The following is a 21,856-nucleotide window of genomic DNA, read 5'->3' as shown; positions in this document are numbered from 1 at the left end:
TTTTTGCTAGAATTACACTTTAAAAAAAACAATAAAGGTTAAAAAGTGGAACTTAATTATTATGAAATTTTAGAAATTTCTCAAAATTCTGATAAAGAAACCATTAAAAAAGCTTATAGAAAAATGGCTCTTAAATATCATCCAGATAGAAATCAAGGCGATAAACAAGCTGAAGAAAAATTCAAACTAATAAATGAAGCGTATGAAGTTTTAAGTAATGATGAAAAAAGAAATATATATGATAGATATGGTAAGGAGGGCTTAAAAGGATCTGCAAGTAGTGGATTTGGTTTTGAAGATATTGATTTAGGGGATATTTTTTCAAGCTTTTTTGGGGAAGGATTTGGATTTAATAAACAAAAAAATAAAAAAGAAAATAAATATCCAAACGATTTACAAATAACTACACAAATTAGTTTCAAAGAAGCTATTTTTGGTTGTAAAAAAAATATCAATTTTAAATATAAAACTTTTTGTAAAGTATGCGATGGAACAGGTGCTCAAGGCAAAGAACAAACAACTTGTTCTCATTGTGGAGGTAAGGGACAAATTGGTGCAAAACAAGGATTTATGACTTTTGTACAAACTTGCCCATATTGCCAAGGAGATGGAAAAATAATAAAAAATAAATGTAAAACTTGCAATGGTAATGGCTATGAGGAAATCAATGATACCATTGAGCTTGATATTCCAGAAGGTATAGACAATGGTATGAGTCTTAGAATACAAAACAAAGCAAATCAATTGCCACATAGCTCTCAAAGAGGTAATTTGTATATAAAAGTTATGGTAGAAAATGATGATAAATTTATTAGAAATGAAGATGATATCTATACCATTGTCCCTGTATTTTTTACTCAAGCAGCTCTTGGAAAAACTATCAAAGTTTCTACACTAAGAGGTGAAGCAAATTTAAAACTTCCAATTGGAGCAAAAGATAAGCAAAAATTTGAACTTGCCAATGAAGGAGTAAAAAATATTCATACTGGAAAACTTGGATCACAAATTATCCAAATTGATATAAAATTTCCAAAAAATCTTAATGAAGAACAACAAAAATTATTAAATGAACTTGAAAAAAGTTTTGGCTTAGAACACGAAAATTCATCTATGGAGCAAGAAAGTTTATTAGATAAAATAAAATCTTGGTTTAGTCACTAAATTTGCAAAGCCTTATTCATGGCTTTGTAAATTGCTTCAGAATTATAGTTTTTAAAGAATAATTCAAAAGAATATACACCTTGCCACAACAACATATCTTTACCATTTTTAATTTTTAAATCACATTCGCTAGCAAGTTGTAAAAAGGGTGTAGTTTTCCCATAAATAACATCATAGGCATATTTTGAATTTTTAAAAAGTTTTGTAAGAATTTTTTTATCACATGGTATTTTATTATCGTATAATCCAGCACTAGTGGTATTAATAATAATATCAAAAACCTCGCAAGTTGATAAATCTTCATACAAACAACATTTAAAATCTAAAAAATTTTTAAATCTATCTTCTGTTCTATTAGCTATTTTTATATCAATATTTTTTAACTCTAGTGCATAAGCTATAGACTTTGATGTCCCACCAGCACCTAATATCAATGCTGTTTTTATATTTTGAAATTCTTCAATTGATTTTAAAAAACCTAAATAATCTGTATTATACGCATAAATTTTATTATTTTTATTAATCAAAACATTAGAAGACTTTATCTTACAAACACTTTCATCTTTAATATCAGCTATTTCAAAAGCACATTCTTTAAAAGGAATAGTAATATTTGCTCCATTAAAAAAACTAATAACTTCTTTTAATTTCAAAGGATCTTGTAAATTAAATCTTGTATATATAGCTCTTTCATTAAAAAACAAGATAGCATTATTATGCATTCTAGGAGAAAGAGAATGCATAATTGGATTGCCTATAACTGAAAAAATTTTCATTTAATTCTAAAAGTAAAAGCACCTTTTGCTATCTTGGAGCGAATTTTTTCTAACTCAACTTTTAACTCATTTTCATTATATGGGCCTACTAAAACCTTTGTCAATTCTTTACCATTTATGGTTGTTTTATAAATTTTATAATTATATCCATTTTCTTTCAAGAGACTTAGTTCTTTTGATTTAATATCTAATGTATTTAATGAAAATACTTGTATATACGCACCTGGTTCAAGATTAGTTGCTGTTTTAACGCCTTCAAATAATTCACTGGCATTAGCTACGTTAGCTTTTGCAGTATCTTCCTTAACAACCTTAGCTTCCTTTTTAACCTCTAATTTAACTTTTTTCTCTGGAATTTCCTCCACATTTTTAACCATATTCTCTTCTTTTAATTTATTAGTCTCAATTTGGTCAAGAACGCTATTATTGACTATATGATTAGTTGTATTTTCATCATGCAAAATTACCTCATTTGCACTCATATTATTTTCATTTGAATTATTTTCTTCTTTTAATTTTCTTGCTAAAGCTTCAAATTCATCTTCTTCTTTGCTGTTATCTGTAATTGGCAAAGAATTAAAATTATTTTCATAAGAAACCTGTTTTTCTGGTTCAGAAGGCACTTGAAGTGAATTTTCTTCATTTGGATTATTAATCAACTTCATTATAATCATAACAACTAAAAATACAATTATTAAGATAATTGCTCTTAAGAGAATTTTCTTTATTTTTTCATTTTTACTATTTTTTTGCAAAATAATATCATCAAATTCATTTTTTTTATTTTCTTCCATAATTTTTATCCTTTATAAATATCACATATGTTTTGACCATGAAGCACCGCGTTCTTTTTGATAAACTTCATAAGGCAACGTTAAAATATTAAATTCCTTTGGTATATCCAAACTAGGAAATACTTTCCATTCTATAGGCATTTTTTGCGAAAAAAGCAAAGAGAGTTTAGCACCTAAAGAACATGCTTCATTAAAAGTAGTATGTCCTTTGTGTATATATAAATGCAAGTGATTATTTGTTTTAGTTTTATAAGCTGTAAAATTAATAAAACCCTCCTCTCTTAGTATTAGTTGAGCTCTATGCCAAAACCTTTCTGCATTAAAACCATTATAATCAAATACAATGTTCTCAACCTTATCAAAACTATTAATTAAAGAATGTGCAACAATAATTTTTTTCTCCATATGTTCTTGTATGATATTTGCAGTAAGAGGAGCATTTATTTTTTCAAATTTATCAAAAAAAATTCTACCTTTGTATTCATACTTATTAACCATAACATTTCTCTTTATATAGTAATGGCTTGTAACCATTTTGATTAAAGCCATGTCCATTGTAGTTATCAAAATATCGCCCTTTCATAAATAATAAAATCACTAGCTAATCTTTTAAGTTTCACTCTAATTTCCTCTTGTAGCTTTGTATTTTGTATATCATCTAAAATATCTGCAATATAATTTGCTACAATACTCATTTGCTCTTCCTTAAAACCTCTAGCACTTAAAGCTGCCGTCCCGAGTCTTAAACCACTAGTTACAAAAGGACTTCTTGTTTCTCCAGGAACAGTGTTTTTATTTGCTGTAATCCCTGCATTTTCTAATGCCAAATCTGCATCCTTGCCACTAAAATTCTTATTTAAAAAATTTAATAAAATTAAGTGATTATCAGTCCCACCACTAACTAAATCATATTTCCTATCTAATAAAACTTTTGCTAAAACTGCTGTATTTTGGATAATTTGCCTTGCATAAGCTTTCCAAGAATCGCTCAAATTATATTTAAAACCAACAGCTTTTGCTGCAATAACATGCATTAATGGCCCACCCTGGATACCAGGAAAAATTGCTGAATTAACCTTTTTAGCAATTTCTTCATCATTACACATTATAATACCGCCTCTAGGGCCTCTTAAAGTCTTATGAGTTGTAGAACTTACTATATGTGCATAAGGAAATGGACTAGGATGCTCTCCAGCTACTACTAAACCAGCAATATGAGCAACATCAGCAAACAAATATGCATTTATCTCATCAGCAATTTCTCTAAACTTAGCAAAATCAATAATTCTAGGATAAGCACTTGCACCACAAACAATGAGTTTAGGCTTAATTCTTTTAGCAATCTCTCTTACTTTATCATAATTAATTCTTCCATCAAGTTCAACTCCATAAAAAAAGCTCTCATAGATTTTTCCAGAAGAACTAACCTTTGCACCATGAGTCAAGTGTCCGCCATGACTTAAATCCATACCTAAAATCTTATCTCCTGGATTTAAAAGAGCCATATATACACCCTGATTTGCTTGAGAACCTGAATTTGGCTGAACATTTGCAAAGTTACAATTAAAAAGTTTTTTACATCTTTCTATAGCAATATTTTCAATCTCATCAACAAATTCACATCCACCATAATATCTCTTACCTGGATAACCTTCTGCATATTTATTAGTAAGCACACTACCCATTACTTCCATTACTTCTGGGATAGTAAAATTCTCACTTGCAATCATCTCAAGACCCTCACATTGCCTTGCAAGCTCTTTTTGTGTTAAATCAAATATTTCCTTATCAAAATTTTCCAACATTTATTCTCCTTTTACTCCAGACTTTGTTGGTCGCATCGCAGGAAATAATATAACATCACGAATTGACTTTTTATTTAACAATAACATTATTAGTCTATCAATGCCTATTCCCTCTCCAGCAGTAGGTGCCATAGCATATCCTAAAGCATCAACAAAATCTTCGTCCATCTCACACGCCTCCTCATCTCCCGCATTTTTAGCCTCAATTTGTTTTAAAAATCTCTCATATTGATCTAATGGATCATTTAATTCATTAAAACCATTAGCAATCTCTCTACCTGCAATAAATAACTCAAATCTTTCTGCGATATCTTCATTTTCATCACTTCTTCTAGATAATGGACTAATAGAAATTGGAAAATCAACAATAAAAGTCGGATTTATAAGTTTATCTTCTACATAATTGTCGAAAAGTTCAGCTTGCAAATAACCCAATTCTAATTTTTCATTTACCTCGATACCATCATCTTTTAGTTTCAAAATAATTTTTTCTTTATTATTTATTATCTCATCACTCAAACCGCCATATTTTTTCAAAGCATTTTTATAAGAAATCCTTTCAAAAGATTTTGAAAAGTCAATCACTTTCCCATCAAAATCGATTTTATCCCCTAAATTTAATTTTTCTAATAACATAGAAAATAATTCCTCTGTTAAATCCATTAAATCATTATAATTATGATAAGCCCAATAAAATTCAATAGTAGTAAATTCTGGATTATGAGTAAGATCCATACCTTCATTTCTAAAACATCTGTTAATTTCATAAACTGCTTCAAAACCACCGACAATTAATCGTTTTAAATATAATTCTGGTGCAATTCTTAAAAATCTTTCTACCCCTAAAGCGTTATGATGTGTGATAAAAGGTCTTGCATTTGCACCACCAGCAATAGGATGCATCATAGGAGTTTCAACCTCTAAAAAACCCTTATTCTCAAAAAAGGATCTAATATAAGATATAATCTTAGATCGTAAAATAAAATCCTTTCTAACTTGCGAATTCATAATCATATCAACATATCTTTTTCTATATCTTTGCTCAATATCAGTTAATCCGTGATATTTTTCAGGTAAAGGAATAATGGCTTTTGTTGCAAGTTGAATTTTCTTTATATAGATACTAAACTCACCGGTTTTAGTTATAAAAGGGAAACCTTCAACCAAAACAATATCTCCTACCTCAAGATATTTTTTTAAAATATCAAAATATTCTTGACCTAAAGTATTTTGATTAAAATAAATTTGTATATTATCTTGCTCATCTTCAATATTTGCAAAAACTGATTTTCCAGCAATTCTAAGTAATTTTAATCGTCCAGCTAAAACTCCAGTTACATTTTCATCTCTTTGATTTTCAAAATCCTTGATATATAAAAATTTTTCTTTGTATTGTGATATATTCATTTCTCTTGTTAAAAAATGAGCATATGGTTTAATTCCCATATTTTTTAACTCTTGTGCTTTTTGAATTTTTTGCTGTTTTAAAATATTATTAAACATTTTCAACCTTTTTTTGCATTACACTTTGGACAAAGACCATAAAGCTGCATTAAATGACCTGTTAATTTAAAATTGTATTCTTTTGCAATCAGCATTTGTTGTTGTTCAATGATAGTATTTTCAAATTCAACAATTTCACCACAATTCTTACAAATTAAATGATCGTGATGAGGCTTATTTGCAAGTTCAAATTTTTTTCCAGAAGCTCCAAAGGAAATAGAAGTTGCCATACCAGAATCTTCTAATAAATTTAAAGTTCTATACACTGTTGCTATACCAACATTTAACTCTGGATTACTCTGCTTAATCTCAACATATAAACTTTCAGGAGTATAATGTTTTTCACTATGATACAAAGTCTTAAGTAAAATTTCTCTTTGTTTGGTATATTTTAAACCACTACTTCTAAGCGTTCTCTTGAAACGTTCAAGCAAAACATCATATTCTATATTTTCAATCTGCATTATCAAAACTCCGGCGATAAACTCAAATTCGAATCTTTAATCTGACTTCCTATCTTTTCTAAGTTATTTTGCGTAAAATCGGTATTCATTATAAAATCACCAGTTGATCTGAGTATTTTTAACGTATGACTACCTTGAGTATATTTATCTAAATTTACTCTTAGAAATTCTATATTACTAATGCATGCGACTAATATAGCAAAAATTAAAAATATCTTAGCTCCGCCAAATAAAAAGCCACCGATTTTATCAATAAATCCAAGTCCGCTTAAGCTAAATAGCTTTGACAAAATATTGCCGATGATTAAACATACAACCCAAATTACAATAAGCAAAATTAAAAAACCAGCAAATACAGCTAAATTTTCATTTTGAATTTCATAAAAATTTTTATCAATAATATTTGCTACCTCTTTAGCATATCTTGAAGCAACTAAAACACCGCCAACTATACCAAGCAAACCAAATATTTCTTTAAAAAGACCACTTACTAAACCTTTTAAACCTAAAATCAAGGTTAATCCTATTATAAAAATATCAAACCACATAAAATTTTCCATAACTAAAACTCTCACTTAAAAATTATTCTATAATCTTTGGAACAATAAAAAAACCATCTTGGGATTTTGGAGCATATTTGCTGACAATCTCAATTACACTATGTTTATAACTTTTATCCTCTCTAAGAGGAGTTCCACCTAAAGTTGTATTAGTAATCACTTCCATACCATCAAGCTTCAATTCATCTAATTTTTGAACAAAATCAACTATTTGCTCAAGTTGCTGTTCTAATTCTTTTCTTTTTTCTTTAGATATTTTTAAAGCACTAAGTTTTTCAAGTTTAGTTAATAATTCATCATTTACTTGCATCGCACACCCTAAAATTAATAGTAAGCTTTATATTGTCCTATTTCTTACTCTGAAAATTATAACATAAAATATTTTATTTTTTCATCTTTATGTGCTACAATTACTTTTGTTAAAACTAAAAAAGTGTTTAAAAATTGTTACTTTAATAAAATATTTAGGGATAAAAAATGAATTTAAAAGAAAACTCACAACAAACCACAAAAAATAAATTAAATTCCCAAGAACAGATGATAGAAAAATTTATAAGAAGCGAGCGTTTTATAAAGAAATATAAAAATTATATTATAGGTTTATTAGCTATCATAAGTATATATTTTTTAATAATTTTTATTACAAATTATAATGAAGAAAAGAACATACAAGAAAGCAATATAATTTTTACTTCTTTACTAAAAGATCCTAAAAATACAAACAATTTAGAAGAATTAAAAACTAAAAATCCTAATTTATACACTATATTTTTAATGAGTACATCAAGTCCGCTTGATTTAAATCAAACTATAAAACTAAATTTAGATCCTTTACTAAAACAAATTATATTGGCTCAAAATAATCAAAGTTCTGATTTTTTAAAAGATTACAATATCTTGCTTGATGCTTACACTTTCTTAAAAAATAATGATTTTAAAAACGCTGACATAGAATTTGCAAAGATACCTTTAAGTTCTCCATTGTGGCAACTTGTAACAAGCTTAAAACACTATCAAGGGTTATAAATGAAGCATTTTTTCATTTTCTTTATGGCTTTATTATTTTTTGTTGCTTGTAGCACTAAAAGAGAATATTATCAACCAACTAAAATTGAATCGACAATTTTACAAACTAAAAATATTCAAGGTAAAATTATAGATTTTAACAATAATGTAGCTCAATTGAGCAATAACGCTTTTATAAATGATTTTGGCGAAGTAATCAACTTTAAACTTAACAAAAATTATCAAATAGTCAATATTTATCAAAACGAAATTCTAACTGCTGATGATAATGGAAATTTTAAAATTTTAGATATGAAAAATAATGAACTATTTTCATATAAATTTAGCGAAAGTGTTGTTGCGGCAAATGTAGATGGAGATGATATTGCTTTAGTTTTAGCTAGCAATACTCTCGTTTATGCTAATAAAAACTTGGGTGTAAAAATGATTCAAAATCTTGGTAATTCCTATGCTCAAGATAGTCGTTTTGCAAACCCACAATTTTTAAATACTATTATTATATATCCTATGCTAAATGGAAAACTTGCTGTAGTTAATAAAAGTACATTGAAAATTATACGAGAGATCGTAGTAAGTAATGAAGAATTTTTTAATAATGTTATCTATCTTGATATAAAAGATGATCGAATGATTGCTGCAACAGGTAAAAAAGTCATCGTTGTTACTCCAAAAAGAACTTTACATTTTAATGAAGATATAAAAGAAGTTACTATAGGTAACAAAGAAATATTCATTCTTACAAAAGATGGAAAAATTATCAAAACAGACTTCAATCTTAGAATAATTGATGAAAATAAGTTCCAATTTGCATTATTTTCAAAAAGCACTTTTTATAACAATTTCCTATATGTTTTTGAAAAAACTGGTTATTTAATTAAAATCAATTCAAATTTAAATAATTTTGTTGTATATAAATTCAATGATGCTGTTGATAAAAAAAGTTTTATGAAACAAAATAAGTTTTTTTATAGTGATAAAGTTTTACAGCTTAAATGATATTACGATGAAGCAAAATTCCAATATATTAATTAAATATCAGGTTAGCTTTAAGATTAAACAGAATATCTTTTTTATAAAAAATAATAACTTATTTCAAGGCAACAAGGCTACTTAAAATCAAAAGGAATTAAAAACTATGCTTTTGTGTGATATTGGCAATACAACCGCAAATTTTTTAGATAAACAAAAATTTTATTCTATGAGCATAGACCAATTTCTAAAATACGAACCTACACAGAAAATATTTTACATTAATGTAAATCCTAATTTAAATCAAAAGCTAAAAAATCATCCCTTATTTATTGATTTAGCTCCGTATTTCAATTTTGATACAATTTATAAAAATTTAGGCATAGATAGAATTGCTGCATGCTACACAATAGAAGATGGAGTTATAGTTGATGCTGGTTCAGCAATTACGGTTGATATTGTCTCTAATTTTATCCATCTTGGGGGTTTTATATTACCGGGAATAGAAAGCTACAAAAGCTCCTTTGCAAATATTTCATCAAAATTAAAACACGAATTAAATACTCAAATAAATTTTGACGCCTTTCCACAAAAAACAATAGATGCTCTAAGCTATGGAACTTTTAAAAGTATTTATTTGTTAATCAAGGATTGTGCATATAATAAGAAACTATATTTTACAGGTGGAGATGGACAATTCTTAGCTAATTTTTTTGATTATGCTATTTATGACAAATTGTTGATCTTTAGAGGTATGAAAAAAGTTGTTGATGAAAATTATAAATTATAATTTTATCTATCCTAATCTATTATAAAAATTTATAAGTTTAATTTAAACTCAAAACAATTATATTTTGCTATCATATAACTAAAAAAGGCAAAGGAATAATTGACGATGAATCAAAAACATTTTGATGTTATAGTGGTTGGTGCTGGTATATCTGGAGCTGCTACGTTTTATGAATTGGCTAGATATACCAATATACAAAATATTGCATTATTAGAAAAATATTCTAGTGCAGCAACATTAAATAGCCATGGAACTAGCAATTCTCAAACAATTCATTGTGGCGATATAGAAACAAATTATACGTTAGAAAAAGCAATAAAAGTTAAAAAAACTGCAGATATGATAGTAAAATATGGTATTTTACAAAATGCTCAAAATAAATTTATGTATTCACATCAAAAATTAGCTCTTGGAGTTGGATATACAGAGTGTAATTATATGAAAAATAGATATGAAGAAATAAAAAATTTATATCCATACATTAAATTCTATAATAAAGAAGAAATTAAAAAAATCGAGCCAAATGTCGTCTTAAATGAGTATGCTAATGCTGATAGAGCCGATGAAATAGTTGCAATGGGCGTTGAAGCTGGTGCGATTTATACCACAGTTGATTTTGGTCTAATGAGTCAAAATCTTATAGAACAAGCATGCAAACAAGGTAAAAATACACATATTGCTTTCAATCAAGAAGTTGCATTTATAGAAAAAAAAGATGATATTTTTTATGTAAAAACTACTGATTTTAAAGAATACACTGCAAAATCTATAGTGGTTAATGCTGGAGCTCATTCATTGTTTTTAGCACATAAAATGCAAGTTGGACTAGATAAATCTTGTTTTCCAGTAGCTGGCAGTTTTTATTTATCAAAAAGAAAAATTTTAAATGGAAAAGTATATATGGTTCAAAATCCAAAATTACCTTTTGCCGCACTCCATGGTGATCCTGATTTATTAGCAAATATGAACACTCGTTTTGGACCGACAGCTTTAGTTATTCCTATGCTTGAACGTTATCATGGGCTTAAATCTTTACCTGAATTTTTTAAAACCCTTAATTTAGATATGAATATCATTAAAATATGCTTAAATTTATTTAAAGATTCTACTATTAGAAATTATATTCTTTATAATTATTTATTTGAAATTCCTTACATAAATAAAAAACTTTTTATAAAAAATGCAAAAAAAATTGTGCCTAGTTTAAAGATTGATGATATTTATTATGCTAAAAATTTTGGTGGAGTCAGACCTCAAGTATTAGATAAAAAAACTGGAGAATTAATTCTTGGAGAAGCTAGTATCACAGAAATCCCTGGCATTATATTTAATATGACTCCAAGTCCTGGTGCAACGAGCTGTCTTGGTAATGCTCAAAGAGATACAAAATTAATATGTCAATACTTAGGTGCAGATTTTAATGAAGATTTGTTTTCCACTGAATTATTATAAAAAGGATTGGTATGCTTAAAAAAACAAAAATAGTTGCTACAATAGGACCAGCAAGTGAAGATGAATCTGTAATAAGGCAAATGATAATAAATGGAGTAAATGTTTTCCGTTTAAATTTCTCACATGGGACACATCAATATCATAGTAAAAATTTAAATACAATCAGAAAAATAGCTCTTGAACTTAACGCTAGAGTTGGAATTTTACAAGATATAAGTGGTCCAAAAATTAGAACCTTAGAAATTCCACAAACCTTTGAGCTAAAAGCAAATGATACGCTTGATTTTTATAAATATAATTTTAAAGGAGAGCGTTTATGTGAAAATCACTATAAAGTATGTATTAATCATCCAGAAATTCTATCTATGTTAAAAGTTGGAGAATACATATATTTATGCGATGGTTCTATTAAAACAAAAGTAACACAAATAAATGAAAATTTCATACAAACACGAGTTGAAAACAATGGCATACTTAGCTCAAATAAAGGTATTAATTTTCCAAATACTAAAATAAACATTGATGTAATTACCCAAAAAGACAAAGATGATTTAGCTTGGGGGATAAAAAACGATGTAGATTTTATCGCCATATCTTTTGTGCAAAATGCACACGATATTGACGAAGTCAAAAAAATATTAAATGAAAATAATGCAAAAATAGCTATATTTGCAAAAATAGAGAAATTTGATGCGGTTGAAAACATTGATGAGATTATAAGCTCAAGTGATGGAATAATGGTAGCTAGAGGAGATTTAGGTATAGAAGTGCCTTATTATAAGGTTCCAAATATACAAAAACTAATTATAAGAAAAGCTAATGAGGCTAACAAACCAGTAATCACTGCAACTCAAATGCTTTTTTCATTAGCTAAATCAAAAACTGCAACTAGAGCTGAAATTTCAGATGTTGCAAATGCAGTTTTAGATGGCACCGATGCAGTTATGCTTAGTGAAGAAAGTGCTGTAGGTATTGATCCTGCAAATGCAGTAGATATTATGACTCAAACCATTATAGAAACTGAAAAAAATTATCCTTATGAAAAATTTGAAAATTTTAAATGCTTTAACGAAACTGATATAGTCGCTAAATCAAATACTCAACTAGCTACCAATCTTAATGCTGATGCTATTTTTACACTCACAAGTAGTGGTTCTTCAGCAATCAAAACTGCAAGATATAGACCTAAGATGGATATTATTGCTATTACACATTCAAAAAAGGCTTTAAATTTTTTAAGTATAGTTTGGGGAGTTCAACCAGCAATTCTTATAGAAAAACATGAAAATTTAACCGAACTTATTAGTAATTCAGTAAAACTTGGAATAGAAAAAGGATTAATGCACAAAGATGGAGTTTATACACTCACAGCTGGATTTCCTATAGGAGTTGCAGGAAGCACAAATCTCATAAGAATTTTACAAAAAGAGCAAATTGAATATTATTTAAGTTTAGCAAAATAAGCTAAACTTAAAATTACTACTAAATTTCAAAAATTAATTTTTTATCCTTTTTATTATGTTACTAGTGCTAAAACCATCTTCAAAATCTATCAGTTCAACTTTTTTTACTAAATCTGAACCAACAATTGTTTTATTTTTATAATCAGCCCCCTTAACTAAAATATCAGGCTTTAAATATCGTATTAACTCATATGGTGTCTCATCATCAAAAATTACAACATAATCTACAAAATATAAACTTGCAAGCATACACGCTCTCTCGTTTTCACAATTAATTGGCCTATCTTGACCTTTCAATTTTTTAACACTTTGATCTGAATTTAATCCTACAATTAAAATTTGCCCCATTTTTTTAGCTTTTTCAAGATATTTAATGTGTCCAAAATGCAAAATATCAAAGCAACCATTGCTAAATACAACTTTTTTATCTTTAATTAAATCACTTAATTCTTCTTTAGTTTTAATTTTCTCAAAAAATGATGCTTTTTCTAAATTTTTAATTTCATCAAAACTCACGCTAACACTACCTATTTTTGATACCACAACTGCGGCTGCTTTATTAGCAAATTCACACGCTTTGAAAATATCCACCTTCAAAGCAAGTGCAAAAGCAAGCATAGCTATTACGCTATCTCCAGCTCCTGTAACATCATAAACTTCTAATGCTTTAGCAGGAATAATTCTTAATTTATTATCAAATAAAGCTATACCTTCTTCTGATAAAGTAATAATTGAATAAACTAAATTTAAATCATCTTTTAGTTTTTTTATTGCAAACTCTAAATTGTCTTTATCTAAAGTATTGATTTTCAATACTTCTGAAGCTTCTTTTTTATTTGGTGTAAGCAAGGTAGCATTTTTATATTTACTAAAATCTATACCCTTTGGATCTATTAATATAGGAATATTTAAAATATTTGCATAATTTATTAATTCTTGGCAAATATTTTTACTTAAATTTCCTTTTGCATAATCACTTAAAATCACTGCATCAAAATTTTTGGCAATATTTTTAAATTCTTGGATTATTTGTATTTCTAATGTAGTATCAAAATCATCTTCATCATCAATTCTTAATACTTGTTGAGAATGAGATAAAATTCTTGTTTTTAAAGGAGTTTTTCTATTTTTTTCTATAAAAAATTTACCATTTAATTTCTCTTGTAAAATTTTACCATTTTCATCATTGCCTATTACACCTAGAGCAAACACTTTTGCACCTAAGCTTTGCAAATTAGCATAAACATTTCCAGCACCACCAAGTCTCTTATCTTCTTGAATACTTTTCATAACCAACACCGGTGCTTCAGGAGAAATTTTAGTACAATCACACCATACATAATGATCTATCATAAAATCCCCAACAACCAAGATTTTTGGGCTTTTAGAACACAAAAAATCAAGCATTTATTTCCTTTTCAAAAATTCTTTTAATCTCGGGTAAATAGTCTTCGATTCCATTTTCTAAGCTAAATTGAGGTTTATAGGCAAAATCTTCATTAAGCTGTGCTTGAGTATGAAATTGATATGCTTTAGAATATGGATTTTCAATATACTCACACGTTAAATTTGTGCAGAGTTTAACTTGTAAAATATCAACTATATCTTGGAAAGTTCTTGGCACTGAAGTAGCAACATTATAAACACCACTTTTAGCATTTAAAGAACATAAATTAGCATTTATTACATCTTTTATATAAACAAAATCACGATATATTTTATCACTTCCTTTAAATAAACGAGGATTTTTATTTGACAAAATTTGCAAACCAAATTGCAAAACCATCGATGCGGTAGTATTTTTATAATACTCACCCTTGCCATAAACATTAAAATATCTAAGTCCTACTATATGCATTTTATCAAAATACTTTTGTGCAAGATTATCCATCATTAATTTTGAAAAAGCATAAGGATTCTTAGGATTTTCTCCTTTTCCAACTATCTGCGGACTTAAAGCATCACCATAAACAGAAGCTGAACTTGCATAAATTAATTTTGCATTTAATTTTAAAGATAATTGTATAAATTGTTTAAAAGTATTGAGATTAGTTGCTAAAACTTTAGTCTGATCATAAACCGTGGTGTCAGAAATAGCAGCCTTATGAAAAATAACTTCAGGTTTGAAATCTCTAATAAGCTCAAATGTTTGATAATCATTAATATCTCCCACATAAAGCTCACCCTTAAAATCAAGTAAATTCTTAAAATGCCCAAAACTTTCCAAATTTCCATTTTCGAATTTAGCATTAGAACGCATCTTATCAATAATTAAAATTTCATGATTTTGCTCTTGAAGTTTCAAAGCAAGTGCTGAACCTATAAAACCTGCACCACCTGTAATCACCACTTTCATTTTATTTCCTTTAGATATTTTAACAATGCATTTAAATTATCAAAAACTTTAAATTTTTTATTGCTCGTATATTTTTCATTAATTAAAAAAAGATTTTTTATATTTGCATTAACACCTGCTTCCATATCACTTAGATTGTCTCCAATAAAAAAAGATTTACTCATATCAATACCAAATTCCTCTTTAGCTTTTAAAAGCATTGCTGGTTTTGGCTTACGACATTCACAATTATCTAAATGAGGACAATGATAAATTTTTTCTATCTTAATACCTTTTTTTAAAAATTCATTCATCATATAAATACTTAAAATCTCAAAATCTTCTTCTGTATAATATCCTCTTGCTATGCCTGATTGATTAGTTACTACACAAATTAAATAATCTTTTGATAAAAAATATTCACAAAGCTCAAAAATTCCCTCACAAAATTCAAAATCCTCAATTTTATGAACATATTTTTTATCTATATTGATGACACCATCTCTATCTAAAAATAACGCTTGTTTTTTCATAATAAAAATTATAATGTATTTTTACTAAGATTTTTATAATTTAAAGATTATTAAATGAAAAAAGTTTATAATTATGAGTATTTTATTTAAGGAGTCTTAAAATGAAAAAATTAGTTACTTTATCAGTATTAGCATGTCTTGGGGTTTCTACTTATGCAGCAGATGGTGCCGCGTTGTATAAAAAATGCGCAGCTTGTCATGGTGCAAAAGCAGAAAAAATGTATCTTAACAAAGTTCCTGCACTAAATTCTTTATCAAGTGCTGAAAGATTGAAATATATGAAAGAATATTCAGAAGGCAAGAGAAATGCTTATGGTCAAGGTGCTATTATGAAAATAAACCTTAAAGGTTTAACAGAAGATGATTTCAAAGCTATTGAAGCATATATTGAAACTCTAAAATAATTAAAACAGCCTTAGGGCTGTTTTTGATTTTTTTTATCTTCTAAAATGTCCTTTTTTCTTTTCTCTAGAATGATTGCATCTTTTAGTGTTTCTTCACTATCATTTAATATTATAAATTTATAATCATCGTCAAATTGCTTATTTTTTATACCCCATAACAAAGCACAAATTGCTAAAAATAAAACAAACAAAGATACACCTATCATCATCATTAAAACACTATTCATTTTTAATCCTTAAAGCATTTAAAATCACAATCAAACTACTAAAAGACATTGATAAAGCTGCTACAAGCGGATTAATCAAACCTAAAAATGCAAGCGGTATAGTGCAAATATTATAACACAATGAAAATGCTAAATTCTGTTTAATGATTTTATAAGTTTTTTTTGCAATAACAATACTTCTTTCTAAACTTTTCAAATCATTTTTAAGTAAAATAATATCACTATTTTCAATTGCCAAAGCCGATCCTTCCTTTAATGAAATTCCAACTGCTGCATGAGAAAGTGCTAATGCATCATTTACTCCATCTCCAACCATCAAAACCTTATTTTTTAAATTCATATTTAAGATATAATTTAGCTTATCCTCAGGCATACAAGAATGTTGAAATTGATTTATACCTAAAATAGAAGCGACTTTTTTAGCAGCAAATTCGTTATCTCCTGTTAGCATATGGATTTTAAATTTTTGTTCTTTTAAAAAATTTATAAGTTCTTTGGCATCATTTCTTATATTGTTTTCAAGCTCAAAAATAGCTAAAACACTGCCATTTTTGGCAAAAATAAAATGAGTGCAGTTAAATGATTTAACTTTTACATTGTTTTCTTTTAAAAATTTCTCATTTCCACCTATAAATTCATCTTGATTTAAATAAGCTTTATAGCCCCTTGCTTGAATATTTTGAATTTTTTCAAATTCAAGTCTTTTATAAACATCGTTTCTTAAAAAACTTAAAATACTTTTTGCTATAGGATGATTTGTCAAATATAAAAAATTTATTAACTCATTTTTATCTAATTTATCATCATAAAAAAAATTTATAACTTCTAAATTTGATTTTGTTAAAACTCCTGTTTTATCAAATACCACAACATTGCATTTACTAAGATCCTCCACAACTCCAGTTTCTTTAAATAAAATTTTTTCTTTTAAAGCAGTATTTATAGCTGCTAAAGAACTAACTGGGGTTGCAAGAGCTAAAGCGCACGGACAAGCTATTATCAATACAGACACCATTCTTATCATAGCTTCTTCAAAATTAAGATTTAATATAAAAAAAGTATATAAAAAACATAATAATGCAAAAAATAATATAATAGGAGAAAAATATTTACTGATTTGCCCTATGATTTTTTCTATTTTTGCCTTTTTTGAACTTGAATTTTCAAGCAGTGATATAATTCTTGCTAATTTTGAATCTTGATATAAAGTTTTGCACTCATATAAAATAGTCCCACTCAATACTAAAGAAGCTGAATATATTTCATCATTTTTTTGAACGTCTTTTGGAGCACTTTCTCCACTCAAACTGGAAATATCCAAGCTTGCATTGCCACTTATACACACACCATCAATTAAAATTTTATCCCCTTCTTTAAGCTCAATGATATCTCCAATTTTTACATCTTCAACATTATAATTTTGAAATTCCTTATCTTTTAAAACTCTAACTTGTGTTGATAAAAAAGACCTTAAATGATCCAAAGCATCAATGGCTCTTTTTTTACTTAAAATCTCTAAATACTTACCAATAAATACAAAACAAATTATCATAGCAACAGAATCAAAATATACCTGTGCATTTCTTGAAAACATAGCCCATATAGAATAAATATAAGCTAAATTTGCACCAATAATTACTAAGGTATCCATATTGATACTTTTAATTTTCAACGCATAATAAGCACTTTTATAAAAAACAGATCCTGTATAAAAAAGAACCGGAGTGCAAAGTAAAAATTCAGCAAAATGCAATATATCCTTAGTTTCTTTCTCCATACCACTAAAAAAACCTGCATATTTAGCAACAGAAATCCACATAATATTCATTACACAAGCAATAGAAACAATCAATTTTGCATAAAATTCTCTTTTTGTCTGTATAGCTTTTTCTTCAACTTTAGTAGGACAATAAATATTAACTTTATAACCTATGCATTCTATACATTGAATTATTTTTTCTAAAGAAATAATATTTTCATCAAATACAATTCTTGCTTTATACGTGATTGAATTTATATCAACTTCTACCACACCATCATTTCTAATTAAAATTTTTTCATTTAACCAAATACAAGCAGCACAATGAATATCCTCTATGAGTAAAAAAATTTCACTCAAATCATCTTTTGTTTTTGTGATATATTTTTGATAATCTTTATGTTCATATTTAAGCTTAATAGGATTTAAAGTTTGATTTCCAAGCTTATCATAAAATTCTTCTAAACCACTATCATACAAAATTTTATATACACTTTGACACCCATTGCAACAAAAATAATTATCATTAAATTTTATCATCTGTTCTTGTTTAAAATCTAAGCGACAATGTTTGCATCTCATCATATATCTTTCAACATAAATATCTTAAAGAATATTTTAACATTTTTTATAAGTATCAAAACTTTTAAAATATATTTACAAATATAGAATATAATTTTAGAAATTTGACAAAAAAGTATTTTTTTTAATAAAATCTTAATATTACGTTATTAAATACTACATTTTCTACATTTATGAGGATATATGGAAAAAGAAAGAAAACAACATCAAAGAACTCACATTCCAGTTGAAGGTTATAAAATAGAGGATTTAAAACTACTCGATCTAGAAAATCTTATCAAAATAGCCAACGAAGCCGAAATAGAAAACCCTAGAGAATTTCGTAGGCAAGATCTTATATTTGAAATCTTAAAAGCTCAAACAAAAAAAGGTGGCTTCATACTCTTTACAGGAATTTTAGAAATTTCTTCAGAAGGTTATGGATTTTTAAGAGGAATGGATTCAAATTTAAGTGATAGCGTAAATGATGCTTATGTATCAAATTCACAAATTCGAAAATTTGCTCTACGTGTCGGAGATATTGTAACAGGGCAAGTAAGAGAACCAAAAGATCAAGAAAAATATTATGCTTTACTAAAAATAGAAGCAATCAACTATCTCCCTTTAAAAGAAGCAAGAGAAAGACCTTTATTTGACAATCTTACACCTATATTTCCAACAGAAAAAATAAAATTAGAATATGATCCTTTAAAATTAACTGGAAGAATGCTTGATCTTTTTTCACCCATTGGAAAAGGCCAAAGAGGATTAATAGTTGCCCCTCCAAGAACAGGTAAAACTGAACTTATGAAAGAGTTAGCAGCAGCCATTGCAAAAAACCATCCAGAAGCTCATTTAATAGTATTGTTAGTAGATGAAAGACCTGAGGAAGTAACTGATATGCAAAGATGTGTTAAAGGAGAAGTTTTTAGCTCTACTTTTGATTTGCCCGCTTACAATCATGTTCGAGTAGCCGAGCTTGTTATTGAAAAAGCTAAAAGAATGGTAGAAACTGGTAAAGATGTAATCATACTGCTTGATTCAATCACAAGACTTGCAAGAGCTTATAACACTGCAACACCAAGTAGCGGAAAAGTTTTAAGCGGTGGTGTTGATGCTAATGCACTCCATAAACCTAAAAGATTTTTTGGTGCAGCAAGAAATATAGAAAATGGAGGTTCTTTAACTATCATAGCAACAGCATTGATAGAAACAGGTTCAAGAATGGATGAAGTAATATTTGAGGAATTTAAAGGCACAGGAAATAGTGAAATCGTCTTAGATAGAAATATTTCAGATAGGAGAATCTATCCTGCAATTAATATTATCAAGTCAGGAACGAGAAAAGAAGAATTACTTCAAGGTGTAGAAAAATTACAAAAAATTTGGGCTATAAGATCAGCTATATCGCAAATGGACGATATAGAAGCACTAAAATTTTTATATTCAAAAATGTTAAAAACAAAAAGTAATGAAGAATTATTATCTATTATGAATGAGTAATTATGCTCCAAGCTTTAGCTATAAAATATAGACCTACGAATTTTAATGAATTAGTAGGACAAGATACTGTTTCTATTAGTTTAAAATATGCTCTAGAAAATAATCGCTTAGCACACGCTTATCTATTTTCAGGGCTTAGAGGAAGCGGAAAGACCTCAAGTGCTAGAATTTTTTCTCGAGCCTTAGTATGTGAAAAAGGTCCTAGTGCAAATCCTTGTGGAAAATGCTCTCAATGCGTCTCTTCTTTAAATGGCACTAATATAGATATTATAGAAATGGATGCGGCAAGTCATAGAAGTTTAGAAGATATACAAGAACTCATCGAACAAGTAAAATATGCTCCATCTTTAGCAAGATTTAAAATTTTTATTATTGATGAAGTGCATATGCTCACGCCACAGGCTGCAAATGCTTTATTAAAAACATTAGAAGAACCTCCAAGCTATGTTAAATTTATACTTGCAACAACAGATCCGCTAAAATTACCAGCAACAGTTTTATCAAGAACACAGCATTTTAGATTTAAACAAATTTCTCAACATGAGATTTTAAATCACTTAGAATGGATATTAAAACAAGAACAAGTTAGTTATGAAAAAGAGGCTTTAAAATTAATTACTAGAAGTGGAAATGGTTCATTAAGAGATACTTTAACCTTACTTGATCAAGCTATTGTATATTGTCAAAATAATATACAAACTAATCAAATCACTACTATGCTAGGTTTTTTAAATCCAAATAAGATCGAAGAATTTTATCAAGCTATTTTAGCTAATGATAAAGATAAAATTTTTGATTTTTTAAAAGAATTTGAAGATTATGAAGCAAATAATATTATAGATGAAATGATTTTTTTTTTAAAAGAAGCTTTTTTTGCTAAAAATAACCTTTTTTCTATTTTAATATACGAAAGATTTTTTAGGATACTTGCTCGTGCTAAAACAATGCTAAATTCAAGTGATAATGATAGTTTTATACTTTGTGTAATGACATTTATGTTAGTAGAAGCAACTCATTTAAAAAGTATAGATGAAGTTTTAAAAATCAAAGAAGATAAGCCTATAAATACTTCGAATTCAAATATTGAAAAACAAATCGCACCTTTACCTATTAAAGAAGACAAATTAAACGCTTATGAAAAATTACTTCAAGGTATCTACAAAAGAGATTATGAACTTGCTGAAATTTTTAAGAAAACTACTAAATTTATTTCTTTTGAAAACAATATACTTAGTATAAGTTCTAATGCTCAAAATGAAGATAGAGTCATATTAAACAATGGTTTTAAACTTATAAAAACTTTACTTTATGAAATTCTCGGTGAAAATTCACAAATTAAAATTCAAAAAACTGATATCACACAAACTGAAAAATTACAAGATATATTTAAATCTCATCATATACAAGAAACAAAAAAACAATCAAATTTAAATGAACATTTCGAAAACTTAAAAAAAGATGCAAAAAAATATAATCAAAAAGACGAGACCAAAGAAGCTCTTGATAAACTCTTTGGTTCTCCAAAATTTTTAAATTAATCCTAATAATCAAGCCTTTATTCTTTTAGACAAAAACTAATATTCTGCTTATTCTTATCATATTTAAAAATTTAAAATAAATATTTATGATATTACACGCATATTATCAATAAAAATTAAAATCTTCACTTGCAATGATAAATTTGTCATATTCTTAAAGGATAAATTTGATTAAAACAGCAAATATATTCCTTGTTAATTTATACTTAAATATTTTATTAAATATTTTATCG

At 27.2% G+C, this 21,856-nt stretch carries 22 protein-coding genes; 9 read left to right on the top strand and 13 right to left on the bottom strand.

Annotated features, from left to right (window positions below):
* The first annotated feature begins 45 nt into the window (after positions 1-45).
* On the top strand, positions 46-1,161 hold the full coding sequence (gene dnaJ, locus QZ429_RS03210; RefSeq protein WP_291950991.1) for a molecular chaperone DnaJ: 1,116 nt from the start codon (positions 46-48) through the stop codon (positions 1,159-1,161).
* On the opposite strand, the gene QZ429_RS03205 is transcribed toward dnaJ, so the two are convergent.
* Genes QZ429_RS03205 through gatC form a run of 8 tightly spaced genes read right to left on the bottom strand, consistent with a single transcriptional unit; the run spans position 1,158 to position 7,373 of the window.
* Complete coding sequence (locus QZ429_RS03205) at positions 1,158-1,937, bottom strand: shikimate dehydrogenase (protein WP_291950988.1); 780 nt, start codon at positions 1,935-1,937, stop codon at positions 1,158-1,160. The two genes, dnaJ and QZ429_RS03205, sit on opposite strands and share 4 nt — an antisense overlap.
* A complete protein-coding gene (locus tag QZ429_RS03200; RefSeq protein WP_291950986.1) occupies positions 1,934-2,731 on the bottom strand; it encodes an SPOR domain-containing protein in 798 nt (265 codons plus the stop codon). The genes QZ429_RS03205 and QZ429_RS03200 overlap by 4 nt, the downstream gene beginning before the upstream one ends.
* A gap of 21 nt (positions 2,732-2,752) precedes the next feature.
* Positions 2,753-3,298: a DUF1882 domain-containing protein gene (locus tag QZ429_RS03195; protein WP_291950983.1), complete on the bottom strand. Its 546-nt coding sequence runs from the start codon at positions 3,296-3,298 to the stop codon at positions 2,753-2,755.
* Positions 3,295-4,536 (bottom strand): serine hydroxymethyltransferase, encoded by a 1,242-nt coding sequence (locus tag QZ429_RS03190; RefSeq protein ID WP_291950980.1) that lies wholly within the window; start codon positions 4,534-4,536, stop codon positions 3,295-3,297. The genes QZ429_RS03195 and QZ429_RS03190 overlap by 4 nt, the downstream gene beginning before the upstream one ends.
* Positions 4,537-6,039 carry a lysine--tRNA ligase gene (gene lysS / locus QZ429_RS03185; RefSeq protein WP_291950975.1) on the bottom strand — a complete coding sequence of 501 codons (1,503 nt, stop codon included), beginning with the start codon at positions 6,037-6,039 and terminating at the stop codon, positions 4,537-4,539.
* Positions 6,040-6,041: 2 nt separating this feature from the next.
* Positions 6,042-6,503 (bottom strand): Fur family transcriptional regulator, encoded by a 462-nt coding sequence (locus tag QZ429_RS03180; protein WP_291950972.1) that lies wholly within the window; start codon positions 6,501-6,503, stop codon positions 6,042-6,044.
* A gap of 2 nt (positions 6,504-6,505) precedes the next feature.
* On the bottom strand, positions 6,506-7,063 hold the full coding sequence (locus QZ429_RS03175) for a CvpA family protein (protein ID WP_291950967.1): 558 nt from the start codon (positions 7,061-7,063) through the stop codon (positions 6,506-6,508).
* Between the two features lie 22 nt (positions 7,064-7,085).
* Positions 7,086-7,373, bottom strand: a complete 288-nt coding sequence (gatC, locus tag QZ429_RS03170; protein WP_291950964.1) for an Asp-tRNA(Asn)/Glu-tRNA(Gln) amidotransferase subunit GatC — start codon at positions 7,371-7,373, stop codon at positions 7,086-7,088.
* A 167-nt stretch (positions 7,374-7,540) separates the two neighbouring features.
* Between gatC and QZ429_RS03165 the strand changes: the two genes are divergently transcribed.
* The 5 genes from QZ429_RS03165 (at position 7,541) to pyk (ending at position 12,763) form a co-directional block, all read left to right on the top strand.
* Entirely contained in the window at positions 7,541-8,089 is a 549-nt protein-coding gene (locus QZ429_RS03165) for a hypothetical protein (protein ID WP_291950961.1), read from the top strand.
* Entirely contained in the window at positions 8,090-9,085 is a 996-nt protein-coding gene (locus QZ429_RS03160; RefSeq protein WP_291950958.1) for a hypothetical protein, read from the top strand.
* A gap of 139 nt (positions 9,086-9,224) precedes the next feature.
* A complete protein-coding gene (locus QZ429_RS03155; protein WP_291950955.1) occupies positions 9,225-9,848 on the top strand; it encodes a type III pantothenate kinase in 624 nt (207 codons plus the stop codon).
* 105 nt (positions 9,849-9,953) lie between these two features.
* Positions 9,954-11,300 (top strand): FAD-dependent oxidoreductase, encoded by a 1,347-nt coding sequence (locus tag QZ429_RS03150; protein ID WP_291950952.1) that lies wholly within the window; start codon positions 9,954-9,956, stop codon positions 11,298-11,300.
* A gap of 11 nt (positions 11,301-11,311) precedes the next feature.
* Entirely contained in the window at positions 11,312-12,763 is a 1,452-nt protein-coding gene (gene pyk, locus QZ429_RS03145; RefSeq protein WP_291950950.1) for a pyruvate kinase, read from the top strand.
* A gap of 33 nt (positions 12,764-12,796) precedes the next feature.
* Here pyk and rfaE1 read toward each other — a convergent pair whose 3' ends face one another.
* Genes rfaE1 through QZ429_RS03130 form a run of 3 tightly spaced genes read right to left on the bottom strand, consistent with a single transcriptional unit; the run spans position 12,797 to position 15,631 of the window.
* Positions 12,797-14,170 carry a D-glycero-beta-D-manno-heptose-7-phosphate kinase gene (rfaE1, locus tag QZ429_RS03140; RefSeq protein WP_291950947.1) on the bottom strand — a complete coding sequence of 458 codons (1,374 nt, stop codon included), beginning with the start codon at positions 14,168-14,170 and terminating at the stop codon, positions 12,797-12,799.
* Positions 14,163-15,119, bottom strand: a complete 957-nt coding sequence (rfaD, locus tag QZ429_RS03135) for an ADP-glyceromanno-heptose 6-epimerase (protein WP_291950944.1) — start codon at positions 15,117-15,119, stop codon at positions 14,163-14,165. The genes rfaE1 and rfaD overlap by 8 nt, the downstream gene beginning before the upstream one ends.
* Positions 15,116-15,631, bottom strand: coding sequence for an HAD family hydrolase (locus tag QZ429_RS03130; RefSeq protein WP_291950941.1), 516 nt, complete (start codon positions 15,629-15,631; stop codon positions 15,116-15,118). Before QZ429_RS03130 ends, rfaD begins: the two co-directional genes overlap by 4 nt.
* A gap of 101 nt (positions 15,632-15,732) precedes the next feature.
* Here QZ429_RS03130 and QZ429_RS03125 point away from each other — a divergent pair, with 101 nt between their 5' ends.
* Positions 15,733-16,035, top strand: coding sequence for a cytochrome c (locus QZ429_RS03125; protein WP_291950939.1), 303 nt, complete (start codon positions 15,733-15,735; stop codon positions 16,033-16,035).
* 11 nt (positions 16,036-16,046) lie between these two features.
* On the opposite strand, the gene ccoS is transcribed toward QZ429_RS03125, so the two are convergent.
* Both ccoS and QZ429_RS03115 read right to left on the bottom strand, forming a co-directional pair.
* On the bottom strand, positions 16,047-16,262 hold the full coding sequence (ccoS, locus tag QZ429_RS03120) for a cbb3-type cytochrome oxidase assembly protein CcoS (protein WP_291950934.1): 216 nt from the start codon (positions 16,260-16,262) through the stop codon (positions 16,047-16,049).
* Positions 16,255-18,603, bottom strand: a complete 2,349-nt coding sequence (locus tag QZ429_RS03115; RefSeq protein WP_291950931.1) for a heavy metal translocating P-type ATPase — start codon at positions 18,601-18,603, stop codon at positions 16,255-16,257. The genes ccoS and QZ429_RS03115 overlap by 8 nt, the downstream gene beginning before the upstream one ends.
* A 183-nt stretch (positions 18,604-18,786) precedes the next feature.
* Between QZ429_RS03115 and rho the strand changes: the two genes are divergently transcribed.
* Positions 18,787-20,085, top strand: coding sequence for a transcription termination factor Rho (gene rho, locus QZ429_RS03110; protein WP_291950928.1), 1,299 nt, complete (start codon positions 18,787-18,789; stop codon positions 20,083-20,085).
* A gap of 2 nt (positions 20,086-20,087) precedes the next feature.
* Positions 20,088-21,623, top strand: a complete 1,536-nt coding sequence (locus QZ429_RS03105; protein WP_291950925.1) for a DNA polymerase III subunit gamma/tau — start codon at positions 20,088-20,090, stop codon at positions 21,621-21,623.
* The last annotated feature ends 233 nt before the right edge of the window (positions 21,624-21,856 follow it).

It is taken from the genome of Campylobacter sp. (assembly GCF_020024835.1).
Classification (GTDB): Bacteria; Campylobacterota; Campylobacteria; order Campylobacterales; family Campylobacteraceae; genus Campylobacter_D.
The sequence above is the reverse complement of the archived record's forward strand: the minus strand, read 5'-3'. Positions and strand labels throughout refer to the sequence as shown.

Coding starts and splice junctions, on each gene's coding strand:
- QZ429_RS03205 (WP_291950988.1), bottom strand. CDS start 1,937: ATGAAAATTTTTTCAGTTATAGGCAATCCAATTATGCATTCTCTTTCT.
- QZ429_RS03200 (WP_291950986.1), bottom strand. CDS start 2,731: ATGGAAGAAAATAAAAAAAATGAATTTGATGATATTATTTTGCAAAAA.
- QZ429_RS03190 (WP_291950980.1), bottom strand. CDS start 4,536: ATGTTGGAAAATTTTGATAAGGAAATATTTGATTTAACACAAAAAGAG.
- lysS (WP_291950975.1), bottom strand. CDS start 6,039: ATGTTTAATAATATTTTAAAACAGCAAAAAATTCAAAAAGCACAAGAG.
- QZ429_RS03180 (WP_291950972.1), bottom strand. CDS start 6,503: ATGCAGATTGAAAATATAGAATATGATGTTTTGCTTGAACGTTTCAAG.
- QZ429_RS03175 (WP_291950967.1), bottom strand. CDS start 7,063: ATGGAAAATTTTATGTGGTTTGATATTTTTATAATAGGATTAACCTTG.
- gatC (WP_291950964.1), bottom strand. CDS start 7,373: ATGCAAGTAAATGATGAATTATTAACTAAACTTGAAAAACTTAGTGCT.
- QZ429_RS03165 (WP_291950961.1), top strand. CDS start 7,541: ATGAATTTAAAAGAAAACTCACAACAAACCACAAAAAATAAATTAAAT.
- QZ429_RS03160 (WP_291950958.1), top strand. CDS start 8,090: ATGAAGCATTTTTTCATTTTCTTTATGGCTTTATTATTTTTTGTTGCT.
- QZ429_RS03155 (WP_291950955.1), top strand. CDS start 9,225: ATGCTTTTGTGTGATATTGGCAATACAACCGCAAATTTTTTAGATAAA.
- QZ429_RS03150 (WP_291950952.1), top strand. CDS start 9,954: ATGAATCAAAAACATTTTGATGTTATAGTGGTTGGTGCTGGTATATCT.
- pyk (WP_291950950.1), top strand. CDS start 11,312: ATGCTTAAAAAAACAAAAATAGTTGCTACAATAGGACCAGCAAGTGAA.
- rfaE1 (WP_291950947.1), bottom strand. CDS start 14,170: ATGCTTGATTTTTTGTGTTCTAAAAGCCCAAAAATCTTGGTTGTTGGG.
- rfaD (WP_291950944.1), bottom strand. CDS start 15,119: ATGAAAGTGGTGATTACAGGTGGTGCAGGTTTTATAGGTTCAGCACTT.
- QZ429_RS03130 (WP_291950941.1), bottom strand. CDS start 15,631: ATGAAAAAACAAGCGTTATTTTTAGATAGAGATGGTGTCATCAATATA.
- QZ429_RS03125 (WP_291950939.1), top strand. CDS start 15,733: ATGAAAAAATTAGTTACTTTATCAGTATTAGCATGTCTTGGGGTTTCT.
- ccoS (WP_291950934.1), bottom strand. CDS start 16,262: ATGAATAGTGTTTTAATGATGATGATAGGTGTATCTTTGTTTGTTTTA.
- QZ429_RS03115 (WP_291950931.1), bottom strand. CDS start 18,603: ATGAGATGCAAACATTGTCGCTTAGATTTTAAACAAGAACAGATGATA.
- rho (WP_291950928.1), top strand. CDS start 18,787: ATGGAAAAAGAAAGAAAACAACATCAAAGAACTCACATTCCAGTTGAA.
- QZ429_RS03105 (WP_291950925.1), top strand. CDS start 20,088: ATGCTCCAAGCTTTAGCTATAAAATATAGACCTACGAATTTTAATGAA.